Here is a 20,488-nt window from a genome sequence, read left to right on the forward strand (position 1 = left end):
TAGGGTTACATTACCCGTCTTAAGGATTCTTGAAAATCAAATATTTTGGAAAGTTCGTTAGCCCCACGCTAAGTGTTAGCCTCGCAGTTCTCGCGGCGGCGTAAGAGAGCGTCCGGCCTGGAATATTCACAAACCGACGCGTCAGCGGGGGAATCTCGATCTTGTTTCGGTCCCTCGCTGACGCTTTTTGAAGTTGCGTTTTTAGTAGGCCGGATCAAGCAAACGGCGTAAATGCCGGATCGTCGGACGCAATTGAGAATTTCATATTGGTCCGAGCCTCATTTGAAAAGGCTACCGTTTGCGCCGATCCGGCATGATCCTGCGTCTTTGATCCGGCCTACAACTCGCCCGCAAATACAACGTCGCATGTCAAAAATCACGCGTCGGGTTTCGGCGATCCTCGCGAATGCTATTGGATCCAGCGGTGGGCTTTGCTACACCTCCAGCTCGGATCGTTTTTACCCGCGTAGCTCTTTCCCCCGCTCCATCGAGAAATATTGCCACGTGAACGTCATCGCTCGCGCTAGGGATTAGACGCCATGAATCTCTTTTTTCTTATGTTGCGGTCGTCATGGAAGGCGAGTCTGGCGTCGGTCGTCCTGGGTGGCGCTAGCGGTATGGCCACGCTGGGGCTAATCACGCTGATCCACAAGTCATTTAGTGCTCAGGAAACGCAGTCCGCAGTTCTGCCAGCTCTGTTCGTCGCAGCATGCGTTGCAGTCTTGGTCCTACAAGTCGTATCGAAGTGCATTCTGACGCGATTGTCGCAATCCACTGCCGCACGGTTGCAATTCGAATTATGCAATCGAATTATGGCGGCACCCTTGCCGGAACTCGAACGCGTGGGCCCTCATCGCTTGCTCGGAATGTTGCAAGGTGATGTGGGAGCGATCACGGGGGCGCTATCAAACTTTCCTTCGGTCTGTGCCAGCGCAATGGTATTGGTCAGCGGAATCGGTTACCTCGCGAGTCTTTCGATTCCCTTGGCGGCTTGTACTGTGTTCATGGCATCGATGGCGGTCGCAAGTTATTTAACAGGACTACATTGGGCAAACTATCATTTGCGTCAAGCCCGCGAAGATCGCGACGAAGTTAGCAAGCAGCTGCAAGCGATGGTTTTTGGCATCAAGGAATTGAAAGCCAACAACCGTCGCTGCGTCGATTTTATTTATGACGTTCTGTTGCCTGCCGATACGTCGATGCGAGAACGCTTGATCAAGGGAACTGACATCCTCGGCGGCGCACACACTTGGGGACGGCTTTCACTGTTCATTGGTATTGGATTGTTGCTGTTCGTTTGGCCCCGGATCGCAACCGTCACTCCTGAAACTTTGATGGGCTATACATTAACAATTTTGTATCTGACCAGTCCGCTGGACAGCATTCTTGGTTGGTTGCCGGCGCTCAATCACGCTGCGATTTCACTAAGCAAGATCAATGCTCTCGGGCTGATGATTGACCCCGCGCTTGCACCGCCAGTCGCTGCTACCGAGACTGGGTTTCGCTCCATCGCACTGGAGGGTGTCTCGTACACCTATCATTCGCCCAACGAGGATGAAGAGGGGTTCCATTTGGGGCCAGTCGATTTGCAGGTTTCACCTGGCGAAGTGCTGTTCATTGTCGGCGGCAATGGAAGCGGCAAGACCACGCTGGCCAAGATCTTCACGGGCCTGTACACGCCGCATTCGGGTGCCATTCGCGTGGACAACCAGATTATCGACGAATCCGCCATGGGCGATTACCGGCAACTGTTCTCATCCGTCTTTGTTGAAGGACATTTGTTCGATCGCTTGATGGGAATCGATCCAAATCCGATGCTCTTGCGACACTGGACAAAACTTTTGGGAATCGAAGACAAGGTTGATTTTGAGACGGGGCGGCTGAAGACACATAAACTTTCTCGAGGCCAACACAAACGCTTGGCGATGCTCGTCGCTTGCATGGACCAGAGACCGGTGTTTGTGTTTGACGAATGGGCTGCGGAACAGGATCCAACGTTTAAAGATGTCTTTTACCGCGAGATCGTTCCCGAATTGACTAGAAATGGACGAGCAGTGGTGGCGATTACGCACGATGATCGCTACTTCTTTGCGGCCGATCGCGTCGTCAAACTGGTCGATGGCCAAGTCGATCGAGAACGTAAGCAAAGGATCGCGGCATGAGTCAACCCAGAAGAAAAAAGTCGTTGTTATTTCGCCTCGTTGTCGCCTTCATGGTGACCGGATGCGTGCTGGTTGCGGTGGTGACTTGGCGGTTGATAAGTGTTCGCGACCAGCTTCCCGAACTGCGAACGGTGAATCTGGAGCGACGCGATCTCGTCATCACCGTTGGCACAACGGGGACGATCGAGCCCAAAGAAGTGGTTCAAGTGGGCCCCGATGTTGCCGGGAAAATCGTGCAGTTTGGCACCGAAGTCAGCAGCCCAGAAAAGTCGATTGGCGTGGGCTCGAGGGTCAAAAAAGGCACCGTACTATTCGAACTGGATCCTCAGCAATACGAGATTGCGTTACAAAAAGCCAAGGCGGCCTACCGTTTAGCCGAAGCGGACATCGTTCGTTTGCAGGCTCAACTCGAACAAGCACGTCGTACGCTGCAGCGAGCCGATCGACTTCGCGAAACGAACGCGCAAAGCGACTATGACGATATCCTGACGGCCAATGAAATGGCAGCGGCTCAGTTGGCGGTGGGGCAAGCAAAACTTGACCAAGTCGCGGCGGAGGTGAATCACGCCCAGATCAATTTGTCCAACACAACGGTTCGCTCTCCGATTGACGGAGTGGTCATTGATCGACGAGCCAATCTTGGCCAATACGTTAACGTGGGACATCCCGGTCTGTTTTTACTGGCCAAGGATCTCGACCAAATGAGGATTCGTGCTTCGGTTAGTGAAAGTGACATTGGCAAAGTCCGCCTGGGGCAACCGGCGACCTTTACCGTCGATGCCTATCGCGATCATGAGATGACCGGACGCGTCGAAGAGATTTTGCTCAACGCTCGCATGCACGGCAACTTTGTCACTTATGACGTGATTGTCGCGATTGATCCACCCGATGTCGATCTGTTACCGCACATGACAACGGATGTCGAATTTGAAATTATACGACGAAATCAAGCATGGTTGGTGCCTACTGGCGCGCTGCAGTGGTGGCCAGGAGCGGAACAAATGGAGCATGCCACCGATACCGATTCATTGGCGTCAAGCGAGGATCCCAATGGCCCCAGCGAAGGCGAGTCCGCCTATGTATGGGTGCCAGGGGAAAACGGAAAAGTGCGTCCTTTGTCAGTTCGCGTTGGCATCGATGATGGTGTGCAAACGGAGGTCGTTGGTGACGGATTCGAAGAAGCTTTGCCAGTCGTGGTGGGAGTCGTGAAACGCACCACGTTGGCGAGAATTATTCCTACAGCAAAAACACTGCGGTAACGTTCCCTGTAGTGGATCTTGCTAAAGATCCCTTGTGAAGGATCTTTGGCAAGATCCACTACTCGTATCAAACCCACTCGGAGTCCCACGCTTGATCGAGCTTGGTGAAATTTGCAAGACGTACCAAGTCGGCGACGTTCCGTTGCCGGTGCTCAAAGGCATCACGCTCGATATTGATGCAGGCGAATACGTTGCGCTGATGGGCACGTCGGGATCAGGGAAGACGACCCTGATGAATCTGTTGGGCAGCTTGGACCGCACCACAGCGGGCATCTACAAGTTCGCCGATATCGACGTTTCGAGTCTGTCGGGCAGCGAATTGGCGGTGTTTCGCAACCGTCACGTTGGCTTCGTTTTTCAAAACTTCAATCTGCTGCCGCGCACGTCGGCGCTTGACAACGTGCTGCTGCCCACGCTTTACGCCACCGATGATCGCCCCCAGGCCGAGCGAGTCGAGTACGCCAAAAAGTTACTCAGTATCGTCGGCTTGGCGGATCGGATGGACCATGCGCCCAACCAACTCTCTGGCGGTGAACGCCAACGCGTGGCCATCGCTCGGGCATTGGTCAATCGTCCTCAATTATTGTTGGCGGATGAACCGACCGGCAATCTGGACTCGAAAACCGAGCAGGAAATCCTCGAGTTGTTTCGTAAACTGAATCTCGAGCACCGGATCACGTTGGTGGTTGTCACTCATGATGCCGAGGTTGCGCAAAGTGCCGATCGTGTTGTCCACATGAAGGACGGCATCATTGCGAGTGATCGAACCAACCCGACTTCGCATCCCGCGATTGATGAAAAAGCATCGGCGACGAATCGTGTTTCACTCGACACGCACGCCAGCGGTCAGGTGCTTGCATCGATCGTCAATGCGATCATAGTGTCGCTTTCGTCACTGCGAACCAATGCACTGCGTACCGTGTTAACGATGTTGGGCGTGATCATTGGGGTCGCGTCAGTCGTGAATGTGATGGAACTGAGCAGCGGTTCATCGCGAGCGATCAAAGACACCGTGGCCAGCATGGGGGCGAATATGTTGAATGTCTCGTCCACCTACACCCCCAGTTCGGGCCGACGGCGACGTTATGTGCCACTGACCCCGGATGACGTGTCGTTATTAAAAGAACAATGTCCCGCCGTTCGTTTGACGGCGCCGATCGTTCATGGGCAGGCTCAATTGGTGTACGGTAACCGTCGTTGCCGGCCCACGTTTGTGCTGGGCAGTTCGCCTGATTATCTTCGAGGACGTAATTGGTCCGAGATGGATATGGGGCAACTCTTTAGCGAAGATGCGGTCTTTGATGCCGAGAAAGTGTGTGTGATTGGTCAAACAGTCGCAAGCGATCTGTTTGACGATGAATACCCGATTGGAAAAGAGATTCGCGCAAATGGCGTTTCGCTTCGTGTGGTTGGCGTTCTGCAGGCCAAAGGAGGCGATGTGATCGGCAATGATCAAGACGACATCATGCTGGCGCCCTGGACCACATTTAAATATCGCATCAACAGCCAATCCAATTCCATCAGTCGAGTGGCCACGTTCGAGGATCAAATGCCAAAGATGCAATTCGCATCCGTCAAGCGATCGACTCGTAACGAGCATCTGAGCCAAATCTATGTTCAGGCCTTGACGCCCGAGCATGTGCCGGAAGCACGCGAACAGATCCGCCAAGTGCTCTCACGCCGACATGACGTGGATCCCGACGTCTTCCAAATCCAAGACATCACCGAGGTTTCGAAGGTGACCAAACAAGTGGTCTCGGGATTGTCGGCACTTGGATTGATCATCGCAGGCGTTTCGTTATTGGTCGGAGGCGTCGGCATCATGAATATCATGCTTGTCTCGGTCACTGAACGAACGCGAGAGATTGGACTTCGCATGGCGGTCGGAGCGAATCGCAATGCGATCCTAAGACAGTTTTTAATCGAAGCGACGGTGCTGTGTCTGATTGGCGGTCTGTTTGGGATCGCGATTGGGCACGCCAGTTCCATGATCATTGGTTGGATGATGGGGTGGCCGAGCGAGATGTCGTTTTGGGCTCCGGTTGTCGCCGTCGGAGTTGCCGCTACGGTTGGAATTGTTTTCGGTTACTATCCTGCACGTAAAGCTTCGATGCTCGATCCGATCGACGCGCTTCGCTACGAATAGGTCGCTACGAGTAAAACGGTGCCGTCATAGACAAAACTCACTGCACCCAATCGTTTTATCGGCTCCATGACACAATCACGCAATGATAACGACGCGTCGCAAGCTCCACGGACGTGCGTGTCCGATCGGCGTTTGACTTCGCCAATCACGGTGCGGTGGGCTCATCACCGCAGCGGATGGGGCAATGTGCAGGCCGTCGTGTCCGAGCAGCTGCTTCATCCTGAGGGCGAGTGTTTATTTTTTGGCGAGCTCGAAGATGCGCTGTTTCAAATCGGCCCCTTCCGCAAATCATGGATCGGAGTGGCTCATCAAACTTTTCAGGCGCCGCCGCACATGGCTGCGGTGCACGGTGGACGCTCGGATCTTGAATTTCTGTTGAACTACCATCCCAATTTGAGTTTGAGTCTGCCGAATTGCCGAGGGATTTTCACGCTCTCCGAACACGTGGCGTTTCAACTTCGCGATCGCTTGACCGTCCCCATCGAAGTGCTTCGCCTTCCGACGGAGCTGGCGGTGCCGCAGTTTTCGTATCAGGCGTACGAAGCCAACCGGCGAAAAACGCTCGTCCAGTTAGGATGTTGGCTGAGACGGTTTTATCCGATCTACGATATGCCTGTCCGAGGATTTCGCCGAATGTGGTTGACCGGCGGCGACTTTGATCATCGACATGCGGTTGGGTGTGAGGGGGGACGAAAGCGGCGGTGGGTTCACGTGAAGTGTCCTCCGCGACTATCCAACGAAGCGTTCGACGATTTGCTTTCCAAGAACATCATGCTTGTCGGATTGTGGGAGGCCAATGCAAATAATTCGATTGTCGAATGCATTGCCCGTGGCACGCCGGTGCTTACAAATCCGCTGCCCGCGGTGCGAGAATATCTCGGGGACGACTATCCCTTTTACTTCGAAGATTTGAGGGAAGCTGCGGTCAAGTTGCGAAACAATGAACTGATCCAAGAAACCGCCGCGTATCTGCAGCGACGCAAAGCACATTTGTGGTCCACCGAGACTTTCATCCAAAGGTTGATTCAGTCGGATATCTATACGTCGTTGCCCGGACCCCGCAAAGAGTAGCCCCAACTCGTCCTAAATCAAGCAAGTCTTAATCATAATCTTACTCTTAATCCCGTCTGCGCAAGCCTCGCTGGACCAGAGACCCCCAGAGAAGATTAGGATTAAGAGTAAGATTATGATTAAGAATCGCAAGGAGACGAACTCGCGTTTTATCCAGATTAAAACTTCCGCTACCCTAACATCCATTCTGGACAAAGCATCAGCGGCCAGGCACTGGATTTAAGCCAGTCCGCCCTCTTCACTGCGACGGGGATTCTAGACCGACCTTGACTGCGAAATCCTGGAAATCCTCGACGCCTCGATGTTCCAAGCCGAGGGCCTTCAGCGTTGCATTTAACTCGTCGCTGCTTGTGATCAAACGATCGAAGTCGACGGAGATGATGTCGGCTCGATCAATGCCAACCGGGTTTTGGTAAAGGCGGTGGATGTCGGCACACGATTGCTTACGGAACCACTCGCCAGCGAGGCTATTCGCTTGCTCGGCTGCGACGCTCTCACGCCATTTTCTCTCGAGCATCAGTATTCGTAAGCCTGGGAAAAGCGATTTCCAAACTAAGGCAGTAGCTGAATTACGAGGATCCTTCCATCCCCAAGGCTGGTCTCGGTTTTCGCCCGCCCAGAACCGCTGTTGGATTGCTTCGACATCGATCGATCGCAGAATCGTGTCGAGATTCGCGGACATTCGATCGTTGTGATTGCGAAATTGCACGACTCCTTTTGGTGCATGTGGAAAGTCGATCGTCGAGGACAATATTTGATTGTTTGCGTCTCGGAAACTAGCGGATTCATGAAACTTGCGATCTTTCATCGGACCTGCATCCGCCCCCAAAAACACACCGCAGTGTCTCAGCATCTTTGCCAACAAACTGGTGCCTGATCCCGGACAACCGCAAATTAAGATTGGCTCATGCATCAATTTAAATCGACCGCTGGGTTGCCGTGGAGATGCGCTGCTCTGGGATGTAAGGTTGGTAGGCAACCATTTCCACCCGCTGCTGTGGAAGCAAACGGTAGGTGATGTTTCGCCAGTGTGCTTGGCGTGTAAAGATCGCCTTGATCGTCCAGTACACGTGAGCCACCTGGCAGACCGGAATCAACACGAACACTCGTATCGACTTCGCTAATCCCATCGGCGCTAAATGGTTGTCACTACTGCGACAGCGAATCGCGTGGCTGACCGCACGCTCGGTGGATCGGAATCCGGCGAACATGACAAGATTGGATAACAGCATCGACAATCCCATCGACGAGGCCGCGATAGCGTTCTTGGTCATCAAGGCGATCAGGAAAACCGCCAGCGAGGTTGCCAGCAGCGCCACCATCGCAACCGCGTGAACCACGGTGTTGATAAACGTTTTCTCATAAATCCGGGACCACGTTAACATCCGAGTCACATACCGTCCGGCGAAGGCCGTCGTGCACGGGTCTCGATTCACCATAATCAATCTGGGGTCAAAGTAGACTTTTAGTCCAAGTCGATCGAATGCCGATTTGATCGGCCCATCATCGACGACTGAGGTCATCCATATTTCAATCAGCCCCGATCGTTTCAGATCGGATAGTCGCATCGCACACGTACCCGCCCATGGGTTGGCATTGATCGCTGTAGCGGCAATCGCACCCGAATTCCAAATGCTTCGTAGCAGCGAACCGGCGTCGATGCCATCGGGAGCGTACCATTGGTTTCCTGTGGCGACACCTATTTTGGGATTCACCAGCGGTCGCACTGCATCACGTAGCCAATGTCGATGGGGGACGACGTCGGCGTCAACCAGGACCACCACTTCACTATCGCGGCGGATTTGCTGTGCCGCTTGAATTAAGGAACTGCATTTTAGACTGCATGTCGACGAGGGCTCCTGTAACTCAAGGATCTTCAAGCGGTCGGCAGCGTCGTCGGTCAATTTGACCTCTTGAGTCACTTGCCAAGCAGGATCTTGGCGACTGTCGATCACCACGATGATCTCAAAGTCGTCGTATGCTTGGTTGAGCAAACTTTGCAAATTTAACTGTAGCCGTGGGTCGCGCCCACGCAACGACATCAGCACGGAAGCTTTGGGGGCAAAGGTGCAAGCGGAGGCGTTATCGGATACCGCAATCCGCATGCGAACGATTTGGGCGTCAAAGAACCAAGCCACGGCAAAGTGCACCAGCGACCAGACGAAAAGCGTCGAGCCGATCAATATCGCGAATTGGGTGAAGGAAATCATGCGTTCAATAAAAAGGACAACGACGTTAACGGCCCGGTGAGTGAGTGTCGTGGATCGCTCTGCGATCCAACACGTTTGATCGCGGAGCGATCAACGACAATCCGACCATGCTGCCTAGTAGCAACGCGAAACGGAATAAGTCTTTGCCAAACTGCAGCGTCGCAAACTGGATCTTGTGGACTCCTCTATCGTCCATTCGCCAATCGGGCGTACTTCCTGACAGCAAGTTTCGGCCGCCGGCAAGTCGTTGGTTTTCGCGGGCTTCCGGGCCACTGACATACACCGACAAGCGGCCGCCCGACACGTGTGAGTAGCCATGTTTTTGGTGGATTACCGGGGCGACCTTGCTGAGGTCCACGACGGGAATTCGAGCGCTCTTGCTGTGCCAGACCATCCAATTGTCCCAGTTGCCTCGGCCGATTGCAAAAGGGGGAATGTCTTGGTACAGGTCGACGGGGAATACGAAATAGTCTTTGCAGACGATCGAAGCGCCAGTCCCATCGGACTCGATTCTTTGAAAACAGTCGGCGATCCAATCGTCGTTGTCGTGATCGACATCGGCGGGCATTTCTAACTCGGTGCGTTGTCCAATCGCAAGCCAGGACTTCCATTCAGATTGCATCAATTGATCCGCGGCAAGAACGAATCGCTGGTCCAAAATGATATCAGCGTTAACGAACGCTCTTACTGCCCCTCGCCCCTGTGACGCGGCGATGCGGAAAACATCATCCAGCAGCGGAGTGCCGTGCTCGTTTGTTTTGCTGATGTGATGGCATTGGGATTTGACGTGAATGTCGGCGGGAATGTCCGAATCCGAAAACAGAATAATCTCGACTTGCGGCTCGAGTGCCCTCCAGCTGGCGATCGCGTTGCGTTGGTGTGCGTCGGCTTCGCCTTCGAACGGTTTCAGCACAGTGAACAACGTCAACAGCGGCGCATCGACTCGCCTCTTTTTCGTCTTCGCTGTGACAAGCATTGAATTCATCACTAAGCCCACACCGATGCGATTTTACGAGACGTGACGGTTGTTTTTTTGATCACATTGACCATTCGCCGATTGAACCAATGTTGAAAACTTGGATTGGGTTTGGGGGGACGCCAATCGTGCCACGCGGTATCGGCGAGTCCCTCGTAAAACACTTCGCTTCGAGGATGATTCGATCCCGCTTGCCATGGTTTAAACTCTGTCGTGAAGTGCACAATCGCGGGGTTGGTTTTCATTTCGATCCACTGTTGACGATCGATCGGCGCATGGGCGGCTGTTGGATATTCAAAGACGTGGGCGCCCTGATTCCAGCGTGGTTCAAAACGGCCCCATTGGCCGTGGCAGAGCACGTTCAACGCGTATTGATCCCAGCACCATACATGATTTTGATTGTCACGCAGGATTTTCAGTAGCCGTTCGGCCACGTTCTCATCACGCCAACGCTGAATGTTCAACACCATCACGCCGCTGTTGAAATACTCCGCTGCACCATCCAGACCCAATGGGCGATAGTTGGGAATCGGCCGCAACGTCGCCATGTAGGGGTTGGCGAGGCGGTAGTTCTCGCATCCTTTCTTGGCGTCAATAAAGGGACACGCTGCGTCGGCGGTGGCAAGGCAGTAGTGTTGCTCGATCGGCAGATCCCAAAGACTCGTAATGTCCTCCTTTATGAACAGGTCGCAGTCCAAATAGATCGCTTTGGTGACGTCGCTTGGAACCAGTTCGGCGGTGAGTAGCCGAAAGTAGGCGGTGTGCGAAATGTGATGCGAAATCGAGAGATCGGAAACGATATTCAAGTCAGGCTTGATGGGATGGATTTCGATTGGTTCGCCATAAAGTGTTTGCTCAAGCAGCGACCAGTTTTCGTCAGCGATTTCACCTGTCAGCAAGAACAAACGAATTTGGACTCCAGCGGCGAGATGACGACAGGCACTTTTTAAGGTTACCGCCAGCGGCATCACGTAGGCATCGTCCGCAGCGCATACCACATCGATCCGTTTCACGTATTGTGATTCGGGCGATCGATTCTCGGTAAGAGATTGGGGGAACTGTTTCATCGTTCGCTAAGTTGCATCCGTGCCACTGGCTTTTGATTTGGAAACCCATTGCAGGATTTTTTCTCGCGTGCGAACCACGGGGCCCGCAATTGGATGACTTCGGATCGTGTCAAAAATTTGGTGGGCTTCCCCGAGCTCGGATTGCAGTTGTTGGATTGTCCCACGGAGCAATTGGATTTCGCGTTGTGCATCCGCCAATTCGATCGGCAACATGCCGGTGTCGTTCAGCGTAGCAGCGGCACGCTCGGGGAAAATCGATTCTGCACACAGCAGCGGCGTTGTGTTGCTCAGCGGTGGCAACAACGCCGGTGGGAACTGCAGCGGTTGCGGTTGCTCTGCCATTGCGGCTGCATGGTCGCACATTGCGTTGATCAGCATCAGCATGCGGTCGGTGGCGCTGACATCGTGTTGCAAGGAATCGGCAAGCACGCTGTTCTGCAAATGCATTCGCTCGGCGGGCGGATTTCGCAGTTGCGAAAGCGTGCTGTCGAGTTGATCTTTGCACGTGACTCGCCAAGCGGCGTCCACATACAGCGGGCTGTTGGTGTAATCCAAGATCGCGGTAGGTTTGCCGATCAACATCGATTCAAGCTGGGCCGTCGAAGGCGTCGTCAACGTCGCATCGGCTCGGCGAAGCGCAGTGATCAAGTCCTCGCCCTGGGTATCCCGAAGCTCGTTCTCGACGCCAACGACGCGGTCCATTCCCCCAGTCAATCGCCAGATCAATTCGATCGGCCGGTTACCAACCGTGCCGGTGCGTTGTGCCCAATCTTTGACATCGATGAGCGATTGGGCGATCTGCTGACGCTGTGATTCGGTGAATCCCGGCCATTTGGCGGTCATCACCAGCAGACGCAGCGGTTGGTCGGATCGATATTCCGGCGAGTCTTGATCCTCGGGCGAGGATTTGGGACGAAGGTGATCCAGGCGAGGAATGCCGACGACTTCCAGCTTGTCGGCGTTGCCCCACGCGGACAGCGTTCTCGCTTGCGAGGCTCCGATACATGCCGCCTTGTGACAGAGAATGGGCCGCATTGTCCACGGGCAAGCTGGTTCCGTTTCGCGGTTCTGCCAAGCGTTCCGCCACTCCAAGATGCCGTCAATCGCATAAAGCGTCGCCACGTTTCGGCGTTTCAGATCGTGGATGGCGGTGCGGAATCGCTCGAAGTGTTCCGAAAAGAAAATGGCCAAGTCGCCAGGCCGGGCCTCTTGGGTCACCACATCAGGCGGTGCGATGCGAATCGGCACTCGTTGCACCAGCGGCCGCGCGTGATGCGCTACTTCTGGTTCGGTTCCCACATAAAAGATTGTTCCCGTTGCCACCGCGGGCCCGTCCGTGAGGGGTAATGCGTCGCGTCTTGATCAAAATTCGCAGTCGATCAAGTCGTTTTTTGTTACAGCAACTATCGCCTATCGAGCAAAACCGATCAAGTGGGACGCGATTGACTCGATCATCGTCGCAGCCAGGCCAGCAAGTCCGCATAGACCGAATCCTCGCTGAGTTCGCTATCACGGACCTTGCGAACTCGCGTCGTCATCTCGCTTCGCAAGTCGCGGTCGTGAATTAAGCGAACACACCCCTGCTCAAAACCGTCCGCATCGTCCGCGACGATCATGCTATCGATGGCGGCAACGGACAAACCGTGCGTGTTGTGCGAGTGGGTCACCAGCGGCTTGCCGAAACAGAGCGACTCGATCGATTTGATTTTGATCCCGCTGCCAAAGCGAACCGGATTGATCGCAAACTCAATCTGGGCATAGAAGTCCTCGATGCGAGGGATCAAACCCAACATTTGCACCCCCGCTTGGTCGCAAATCCGTTGTGAGCTCAATCCTTTTTCGACCGTTCCTGCAATCAACAACTCGGCACCGGTGGTGCGATGGATTTCGTCCCAACAGTGCTGTAAGAACCAACGAATCCCGTCGACGTTGGCAGCGTTGTTGGATCCAATGAAGCCCATTCGAGTCGTGGCAGAATCGGAAACGGTGGAAGAATCGAAGCCCAGTGGGGCCGCAGGCAGTTCCGCATGATGCCCCACCACGACGACATCGCTTTGCGACGCCATCGAGCGAATCGTTTCGGCTTCCACCGCTTGAGTGGCAATAATCAAGTCAAACTTCTGCAGCGCCGCTGATTCCTCTTCCTTCGAGATTGCAATCCAATGGGCTTCGTCATGTTCGCAAAACTGTTGCTGACGCACATGAAGCAAATCGTGCGTGTCGACGAAAGCTCGAAAACTTCGTTGCCTGACTGGAAAGTCATCGAGCAGATTGGACCAGACCACATAGACGCTCAAGACAAAGTCGGGCTGTAGCGATGCAACCAGCGACTTGAACTGCAACGGGGCGTGCGGCCAACGATAGGTTTTCAGCGTCGCGGGGGTGAAGGTCGATGATGTCGCGACATCGCTTGTTGGCGGTTCTGATTTCCCAAGCCTTCGAAGTACCTTCCGGACAATGGTCGACAACCGGTCGCGTAAACGCGTTCCATCCGGGTTGAACTTCACAATCTGCAACTCGGATTCGCGGCAGATTGCATCGTCCGAAGCGGTCATAGTGACCAAAAAGAAAACCTTCAACTGGAAGCCGTTTCGCCGCAGACATTGCAGCAGCGACCATGTTCGCTGTTGCGCCCCATTCTCGCGCCGCCAAAACGGTTGGTCGGTAACGATCAGAATGGTTTTCATCAGTGAACGAATTTTTATCGGAGAGTAGCGGGGCACATGAGCTGTCAAGGAATCTTTCGGGCAGTCTGCCGCACGGGGGCTGCATGGTTGCCGCAAAAAATGGAAGACGATAGGCTTCTACGCAGGTCGTTCGGTATAAACCGGTGAAACGTCGATCCTTTGGTGAGCCGACGGCGCTAGCCGCGGGCCCGTCGATATTGCAGGAAACATGCCCGCGGCTAGCGCCGTCGGCTCAGATCATTGTGTGGGATGACTCATGTTGACCTTCTTACGCATCGGCCAAGGTACCCATCGGTTGCTAACAAGGGTAGGCGAATCGAATTAAATGAGAAACCTTTTTCGCTCGCCCCCTGCGGACGTTTTCTTCATTCGAGGCTACGCCAAATCGGGAACCAATTGGCTTTGCAATCTGATGAATCTGCATCCTCAGATCGCCTGCACGGGTGAATTTCACTTGCGTCCTCTGTTCGACAGTGTGCGCGCCATTCAGACTGCTCCCTGGGGAATTTTGAGTCGCGAGAAGCAATCAGCATTCCTCGAGGACGCTTTCTACCAGATGGTGAAACATTTGATCCGCGATGTTTGTGGCAACAAGCGATGGTGCGGCGACCGGACACCATGTTCGCTTCGCTCGACGTTTGTCCCGGGCGTCCGACAACTCTACATCACCCGGGATGGACGCGATGCCGTGGTCAGTTGGGCGTACCACACGCTGAACTACAACTTCAATGCAGGGCCACGGATGCAAGAAAACCTGCAGCGGTTCAAGGCCGATCCCAACTATTTTGAGCAGAACAAACAAGAGCTGTTGGCGTGCGAGACCGTCGTGCGTGAGTTCGCTTCGCAGTGGAACGCGGCGATCGTCGATGATTTTCAAATGATGCAGTCGGCCGATCGGGGCGAGATCGATCTCCCCTACTACTGGATCCGCTATGAGGATCTGCAGACGGATACGCTGAAATATCGAAATGAGATTTACCAATTTCTCGGTCTGTCTGCGGCAAAGGCGAGTCCATTGACTTCATTGACCCAGCCGGGATTTGGCAACGACGATACCAACCGGCCGGACGATTTTTACCGCCGAGGACGTGCCGGTACGTGGCGAGAGTATTTTACCGCCGAGCAACTCGCTTGGTTCACGGAAGAGGCTAGCGAGGCGTTGAGTTTGGTTTCAGGGAAAGCATCTTGAATTCGCCCCATGAAATACTTGCCCCGATCATATGTGAAACCCATTCATCGGGGGCTTTGCGGTGGCGTTTGATTCGGTACAGCAACGACTCAAAGGCTGCGTCTCGCAGGGCTCCCATCCAGTTTCGACTCTGCTTGCCAAACATCACATTGGCTTGCCCCTGGCCCACAAAATAGGACCGCACGTAACGTTCCGTGGCTCGGTCGGCGGGAATGATATGTTGGACCTTGGCACGAGGGACCCAGCGACCGGTTTCGCCAGCGCGAGCGATGCGTTTTAAGACATGCGTCTCGTCTTCCCCGAGCATGCCGGAATGAACTCGGCCGAGCGTCGGGTCGTAAAGATTTTCGCGTTGCACATCCGTGCGTATCGCAAAGTTCGCTCCGTAAGGGAGGCGGTGTTCACTGAGTTCGACCGGTTGCTCACCCAAGTCGCGTGCGGCGTAGACCGATTTGCATTTCTCCCAAGTCGCTTCCATCCAATCGGGGCAACCGGGCGGTTCGAACCATGGCTCAATCTGGCCGCCAAAGTATGCCACGTCAGGCTCAGTCGTAAACGCGTCGCAGTACGACACCAGCCAATCGCTACCGACCAATACGTCATTGTCGGTCCAGACGATGTAGTCGCCGCTTGCAGCAGCAATCGCACAATTTCGGCTTGCCGAGTGGCCTTGGACCGACTCAAAGAGCGACACGATCGGCAGCGAATCCGAGAATCCGTCGATGACTTGCTGGGTATCGTCGGTCGAGTTGTTGTTGACGAGGATCAGCTCCCATGTGAAGCGATCGTCTACGTTGATTTCGCACAGTCGTTCCAAGGTGCGGCGCAGTAACCGGGACCGGTTCCATGTGCAAATGGCAACGCTGATCTTGATTCGCTGCGGTGACTCGGGTGACTCGGGATGAAGCAACAAATCACCTGGGGTTGGAAGCTAACTGAGTGATCGTATTGTAAAAGTCGGCGACGGGGTCCTGGCTGTATCGCTGGCGAATCCGCGTGCCTGCGAGTTCCCCCATCGCTTGCCAGTCGTTTCGTTTTTGCCAAGCGGCTTCCAGTGCAGCGTCGAGTAGCTCGACAGTCGCCGCTGCCGCGATGAACCCCGTCTCACCGTCATCAATCAGTTCGCGGTTGCGTCCGACATCGGTGGTAATACAGATCCGATTACAGAGCATCGTTTCCACCACAGCCAATGCGGCCCCTTCGAAACGCGAGGGAAGAATCAAGCCATGATGGTTCGCCCAAACATCTTCGATGTTATCCGAGTAACCTGCTAATTGAATGTGAGATTGCAGACCGTAACGCTCAATCAAACACTCCATCTGTGTGCGATTGCCTTGTGAATCTCCGAACAGCCGAATCGATAGATTTCGATCACGCCACTTGTCTTGCTTCAATACGTGGATCAGCAAGTCTTGACCTTTCGAAGTGAAATGAATTCGGCCAACACAGGCCAGTCGCAACCCCTCGTTGTCTGTGGGCCAAGCAGGGTTTGCATGCCAAGCGACATTAAACGGGTTGTCGATGATCTCTGTATTATCCAGCTCGATGGCGAGGTTGGTTTCAACACGGTCGAGGTTCTCTTGCGAAACGAAAAACACCTTTTCCGCATTGGTATAGGCCGTTTGGAATTCGTCGAGATAGATGGCGTCCAACGACTCGGTGCTGGCGGATTGGACGTTGATCGCGTAAGGAATTTGGCGGCGAATTAATTCCGCCGCGGGAGTGACCGCATTGAGATGATAGCCGAGGATAACCAGCACGAAATCGGGGTTTTCGCGGGCCAGCCAACGTCGCAGATGGCTTGTTTCTTGCTCGAGGTTCAGCGGTGATTTCAAGCGATACGGCCACGATCGCCAAGTCGGATCTCGGCGTGGCCAGACGGTGGCGCCCGCGGTTCGCAAATGCTCTAGTTCCTGAGGTGTCTGTTCCCACCAGCGGTAGTTCACCGTGACTTGGATATCGTTTTCAAGCAGTTGGTGAGCCACGCCCGACCACAGCACTTCGCTGCCGCCCCATGGCATTCCCGTCATCGTCGAATAGAAACCGATTTTCACCTTACACAGTCCAATGAACCAAAGTCGTTGATCGCTCCGGACGTGCGATTCAATTAAATGACGGGTTTGGTCGTAGCGGAAGTCGTCAAGACTTTCGTTTTCCAGGATGGTCGAAACTCTTGACGAGTTCCGCTACCTCGGTAATAGAATCGCACGTCCCCCGCGATCACACGCCAAGATCGCGGAGCGATCAACGACACTTGCACTATCGTGGCGTGATCGATGACTCTGGCAAAGGGGTGGTTGCGGTTCGCATCTCAGAGTCATCCATTTTCAAGTCTTCGGGACTTGCGAACACCGACGGTGAATTCAACGCAAACCGACACTCGTTGATCGTGGGGGCACCGAACCCAACTCCCATTACGCTCAGTAGCGTGCCGCGTGCGTGGTGCACTTTAATAAACGCCAAGTTGTAGTCGACCAAACTGCGTTGGAACTGCGTTTCGGCTTGTGTCGCACGGACCTGGGCTTCCAGCACTTCTTCCACATGCACGTCGCCTGCGGCATGACGCTCTGATTGGGCATTCAATCGAATCCGTGACGCGTCGCGACTTTGTGCCATCGAATTCATTGCACCATAGGCCCGGTCGAGCTCGATAAAGGCAGCACGCAGTTCCGATGTGATGTGCCGGCGTTGTTCCTCGGCAATCGCTCGTGCCCGAGAGAGTTGCAGGTGTGCGTTGTGTACTGCTGCGTTCTCGCGTCGGTTCATGACCGGCCGACTGTATTCGATTCCAACTTGCCATCCTTGTAATGCTTGACTGAACAAGGCGGTGTCGGTAGAGGGATCGTCCGCCAGCCGACGATACTTGCCGATCAAATCGACTTGAGGGCGTTGCAGGTTCCGGGCGGCCTTCAGTTCCAAGACGCGTTTATTGATCTCGGACTGCTGCTTGCGAAGTTCGATTCGGTTGGTTTGGGCGAGTGCATCACTTTCTTGCCAATCAAAACGAAGCGACGCTTCCAGCGGTGGTCCGACGGGATGGATTAGGCGATCGTCGGTCGTGGGAAGCGCCAACAACGTTCGCAACTTTAGTTCAACGTTGTACACGCCGGTTTGGCCTGGAGTTGTGCCGCAGATCGCGTTGCGGACACCGGCTTCGGCAGAATAGTACTGCTGGCGTGCCAGCGCCTCGACGTCCGCCGGGCTGACGTTTTGGGCTACTCGCTGCTGTTCCCGTTCCCACGCTTTGCGAGCGTTGTCCAATGCCGTTTGTTTCGCCTCGAGGTTTTGATAGGCGAAGAACAACTCCCAGTAAACGATCGCGACATCGCGGACCAATTCGGACACCGATTGTTCGACTTCAAGCCGTGCTTGATTGTGTTCGAGCTGCGAGATCAGCACCCCGCGGTACATACCAGGCTTCGCCAGCGGGCCGGCGATTTGGTTGAATTGCGTTCCCGCGCCGCGCATCAACGGGTGTCGTGCTTCGGCTCCATAGGCAGCGTAAAAGCCGCCAGCGAGTTCCTCGTCATAGCCGCCGACGCCACCGACGGACACCTTTGTGCCCGACCGCAGGACGCGTCCGACTCCCATTTTTGCCAGCGTTTCGGGTTGTGCGAAGACCCCAAATTGGCCACTGGAGAATGCAGAATTGACCGAACTGCCGCCGCCATTGTAGAGCAACCCTGTCTCGAATTGAGTATCGAATGCGGATAAGCTCGCGTCGATGCCGAGATTCGGATCGCTCTTTAATACGGCGGGATCAAGCGTGGTCCGTACTGCATCGGGAAACGTCAAAACGCGACCGCCACGGTCACGGATCACCGGGCTGTTGTCCAGCGCGATCATGACGGCCTCGTCAAGCGACAGAGGCCATGGCGTTAAACTGTCGAACTGATCGGCGGTTGGCGGGACTCGCGCTGCGTTAGCTGCCAAAAAGCTTTCGGCTTGGAATGACAGAGTCGGCTCGGAATACGAAACTGTTTGTAAGAGCGATTCACTCGCCGTTTTTGCTGGCGAATCCGCATTGGCTACAGCGTTTTTATCAAGTCCCGCTTTCGCGAACGGGCGAACGGGGGGCGACCGACATCCAGAAACCCATGCCACCGCCAGCGAGATCAGCGTTAAAGCCGCCGCGCAACGAGTTAATTGGGTTGGCGAATGGACATGCATCGGCGGTGAATCGGACAGTCAGTAGGTCACGCGTGGTAGTCAAGCTTTAACTTTCATCGGAATGGTAGGGGCAGCGTATCACGATCATCGTCGCCACCGGACCGAGTCGCCTAACCCGCAAACTTTAACGGTTGAAGCAGGTCGTTTGGTGTAGGCCGATCATTCTGTGAGCCGTGACGCGTGAGCGGCCGGGTTCCACGCATTTACCCGGTGCCTCACGGCCCACGGCTCACCACAACCATTTGCATTTCGATTAAACCGACAGCCCGCTAGCCGCGGGCATGGTTCATTCAATGTTGACCGGCCCGCGGCTCGCGCCGTCGGCTCACATTGATTAAAGCGATTGAGTGTCCTTCGCTGACTCGCGGTACGGCGAATAGGTTCCACGCTGAATCTGACGGCCTCGAATTCCATACTCGATTCCTCGCCATGAGATCGTCTTGGTCAAGAAGCACTTAATAAAGGTGAGAGGGGTGACGAGTTGAGCGAACACGATCCAAACAGGCAGCATCAGCCATGATGTTAGCCCGAACGATTTTGGCGTCACTCGGCCGCCCGGGATTTGGCGACTTGCAGCCCACTGGCATAGTCCAACGAGCAGTAGATTGGAGAGCTCAAAACTAACGAAGACGATCAGGGCCGTGCGGATGGCATCCGCGTCCGATCGGACCATGCCTGTGATGGCCAACACCGCTGCAAGGAAAGGAACAATCACTGAGATGATGCCATAACCCACCGTTGCCGGCCAGGAAGGATGGTAAAGCTTTGCGGTCAGCAATTGACGCGGGATCCACTGCATCAGATCGTCAAACGTACATGATTCGCGGTTGACCATCAGCACGCTTGGCACAAACACTTGACGGTAACCCTGCCGACGCAAAACGCTAAACAGCATCGTGTCTTCGCAAAGTGCCCAGGACCATTTTTCAAGCAAGCCTGTTTCGTCGATCACTCGACGCCGAATCGCCAGACTGCCTCCCCAAGCGATCCGCAGCAGGATCATGTTGATCGATGTCGGCACGTTCCAAAGGTAACGCACGATCGATCCGCCGGACGCGTGCGGCGGATCGTACCATCGATTGCCTGTCGTCACCCCTACTTTGTCGCATGCGAGCGGAGCGACAAGCTCGGCCAACCAAGTGCGATGCGGAGTGGAATCGGCATCGCACATCGCAATCACCTCGAACGACGGATCGAGCTCTCGCACTGCCTGGACGATACTGCTGCACTTCAAGCTGCAGCTCTCGGCGGGATCTTTCAAGACGCTGACGCGTAATCGCGAGTTAGATTCGAACGGACGCAAGATCGATTGCGATGGATCCTCAGGGCTGTCGACGACGACGTGCAATTTGTAGTCGGGATAATCCTGATCCAAAAGTCGGGTGATACATTGCCCTAAAAACGGATCGGCTCCGCGAAGACACAGTAGGATCGCGGCTTTGGGAGTATATGCGGGATCCGCCGGGGGCCGTTTGCGGAACATGATCGCGGCAAACGCCAACGTAAACCCCGTCTGGATCGCGACGATCAGAATAACGGTCAAGCAGATGG

The 20,488-nt window shown here is 54.6% G+C and carries 15 protein-coding genes; 5 read left to right on the top strand and 10 right to left on the bottom strand.

Translation table 11 applies throughout. From position 1 onward, the window contains the following. Positions 1–539 precede the first annotated feature (539 nt). The 4 genes from SH528x_RS04930 to SH528x_RS04945 all read left to right on the top strand — a co-directional run bounded on the left by SH528x_RS04930 (position 540) and on the right by SH528x_RS04945 (position 6,638). Positions 540–2,162 carry a cyclic peptide export ABC transporter gene (locus tag SH528x_RS04930; RefSeq protein WP_442509415.1) on the top strand — a complete coding sequence of 541 codons (1,623 nt, stop codon included), beginning with the start codon at positions 540–542 and terminating at the stop codon, positions 2,160–2,162. Then, positions 2,159–3,421 carry an efflux RND transporter periplasmic adaptor subunit gene (locus tag SH528x_RS04935; protein ID WP_442509416.1) on the top strand — a complete coding sequence of 421 codons (1,263 nt, stop codon included), beginning with the start codon at positions 2,159–2,161 and terminating at the stop codon, positions 3,419–3,421. Before SH528x_RS04930 ends, SH528x_RS04935 begins: the two co-directional genes overlap by 4 nt. 34 nt (positions 3,422–3,455) lie before the next feature. Further along, positions 3,456–5,567 carry an ABC transporter permease gene (locus tag SH528x_RS04940; protein ID WP_442509417.1) on the top strand — a complete coding sequence of 704 codons (2,112 nt, stop codon included), beginning with the start codon at positions 3,456–3,458 and terminating at the stop codon, positions 5,565–5,567. 66 nt (positions 5,568–5,633) lie between these two features. Then, entirely contained in the window at positions 5,634–6,638 is a 1,005-nt protein-coding gene (locus SH528x_RS04945) for a glycosyltransferase (RefSeq protein WP_442509418.1), read from the top strand. Positions 6,639–6,876: 238 nt separating this feature from the next. On the opposite strand, the gene SH528x_RS04950 is transcribed toward SH528x_RS04945, so the two are convergent. The 6 genes from SH528x_RS04950 to SH528x_RS04975 all read right to left on the bottom strand — a co-directional run bounded on the left by SH528x_RS04950 (position 6,877) and on the right by SH528x_RS04975 (position 13,578). Further along, complete coding sequence (locus tag SH528x_RS04950; RefSeq protein ID WP_442509419.1) at positions 6,877–7,551, bottom strand: sulfotransferase; 675 nt, start codon at positions 7,549–7,551, stop codon at positions 6,877–6,879. 4 nt (positions 7,552–7,555) lie between these two features. Beyond that, entirely contained in the window at positions 7,556–8,848 is a 1,293-nt protein-coding gene (locus tag SH528x_RS04955) for a glycosyltransferase (RefSeq protein WP_442509420.1), read from the bottom strand. 25 nt (positions 8,849–8,873) lie between these two features. Next, positions 8,874–9,833 carry a hypothetical protein gene (locus SH528x_RS04960; RefSeq protein ID WP_442509421.1) on the bottom strand — a complete coding sequence of 320 codons (960 nt, stop codon included), beginning with the start codon at positions 9,831–9,833 and terminating at the stop codon, positions 8,874–8,876. 2 nt (positions 9,834–9,835) lie between these two features. Next, positions 9,836–10,891 carry a glycosyltransferase family 8 protein gene (locus tag SH528x_RS04965; protein ID WP_442509422.1) on the bottom strand — a complete coding sequence of 352 codons (1,056 nt, stop codon included), beginning with the start codon at positions 10,889–10,891 and terminating at the stop codon, positions 9,836–9,838. Between the two features lie 6 nt (positions 10,892–10,897). Then, entirely contained in the window at positions 10,898–12,214 is a 1,317-nt protein-coding gene (locus SH528x_RS04970) for a hypothetical protein (RefSeq protein ID WP_442509423.1), read from the bottom strand. 128 nt (positions 12,215–12,342) lie between these two features. Further along, on the bottom strand, positions 12,343–13,578 hold the full coding sequence (locus SH528x_RS04975; protein WP_442509424.1) for a glycosyltransferase: 1,236 nt from the start codon (positions 13,576–13,578) through the stop codon (positions 12,343–12,345). Between the two features lie 325 nt (positions 13,579–13,903). Here SH528x_RS04975 and SH528x_RS04980 point away from each other — a divergent pair, with 325 nt between their 5' ends. After that, positions 13,904–14,767 (top strand): sulfotransferase domain-containing protein, encoded by an 864-nt coding sequence (locus tag SH528x_RS04980; protein WP_442509425.1) that lies wholly within the window; start codon positions 13,904–13,906, stop codon positions 14,765–14,767. Here the strand turns inward: SH528x_RS04980 and SH528x_RS04985 are convergent. The 4 genes from SH528x_RS04985 to SH528x_RS05000 all read right to left on the bottom strand — a co-directional run bounded on the left by SH528x_RS04985 (position 14,727) and on the right by SH528x_RS05000 (position 20,480). Next, entirely contained in the window at positions 14,727–15,677 is a 951-nt protein-coding gene (locus SH528x_RS04985) for a glycosyltransferase (protein ID WP_442509426.1), read from the bottom strand. The two genes, SH528x_RS04980 and SH528x_RS04985, sit on opposite strands and share 41 nt — an antisense overlap. 4 nt (positions 15,678–15,681) lie before the next feature. Beyond that, positions 15,682–16,821 (bottom strand): glycosyltransferase, encoded by a 1,140-nt coding sequence (locus SH528x_RS04990; RefSeq protein WP_442509427.1) that lies wholly within the window; start codon positions 16,819–16,821, stop codon positions 15,682–15,684. Positions 16,822–17,026: 205 nt separating this feature from the next. Then, the gene (locus tag SH528x_RS04995; protein ID WP_442509428.1) at positions 17,027–18,937 is read right to left on the bottom strand and encodes a TolC family protein; all 1,911 of its coding nucleotides are present in this window, start codon (positions 18,935–18,937) and stop codon (positions 17,027–17,029) included. Between the two features lie 334 nt (positions 18,938–19,271). Beyond that, positions 19,272–20,480 (bottom strand): glycosyltransferase, encoded by a 1,209-nt coding sequence (locus tag SH528x_RS05000; protein WP_442509429.1) that lies wholly within the window; start codon positions 20,478–20,480, stop codon positions 19,272–19,274. Positions 20,481–20,488 lie beyond the last annotated feature (8 nt).

The organism is Novipirellula methanifontis (assembly GCF_052161655.1).
Classification (GTDB): Bacteria; Planctomycetota; Planctomycetia; order Pirellulales; family Pirellulaceae; genus Novipirellula.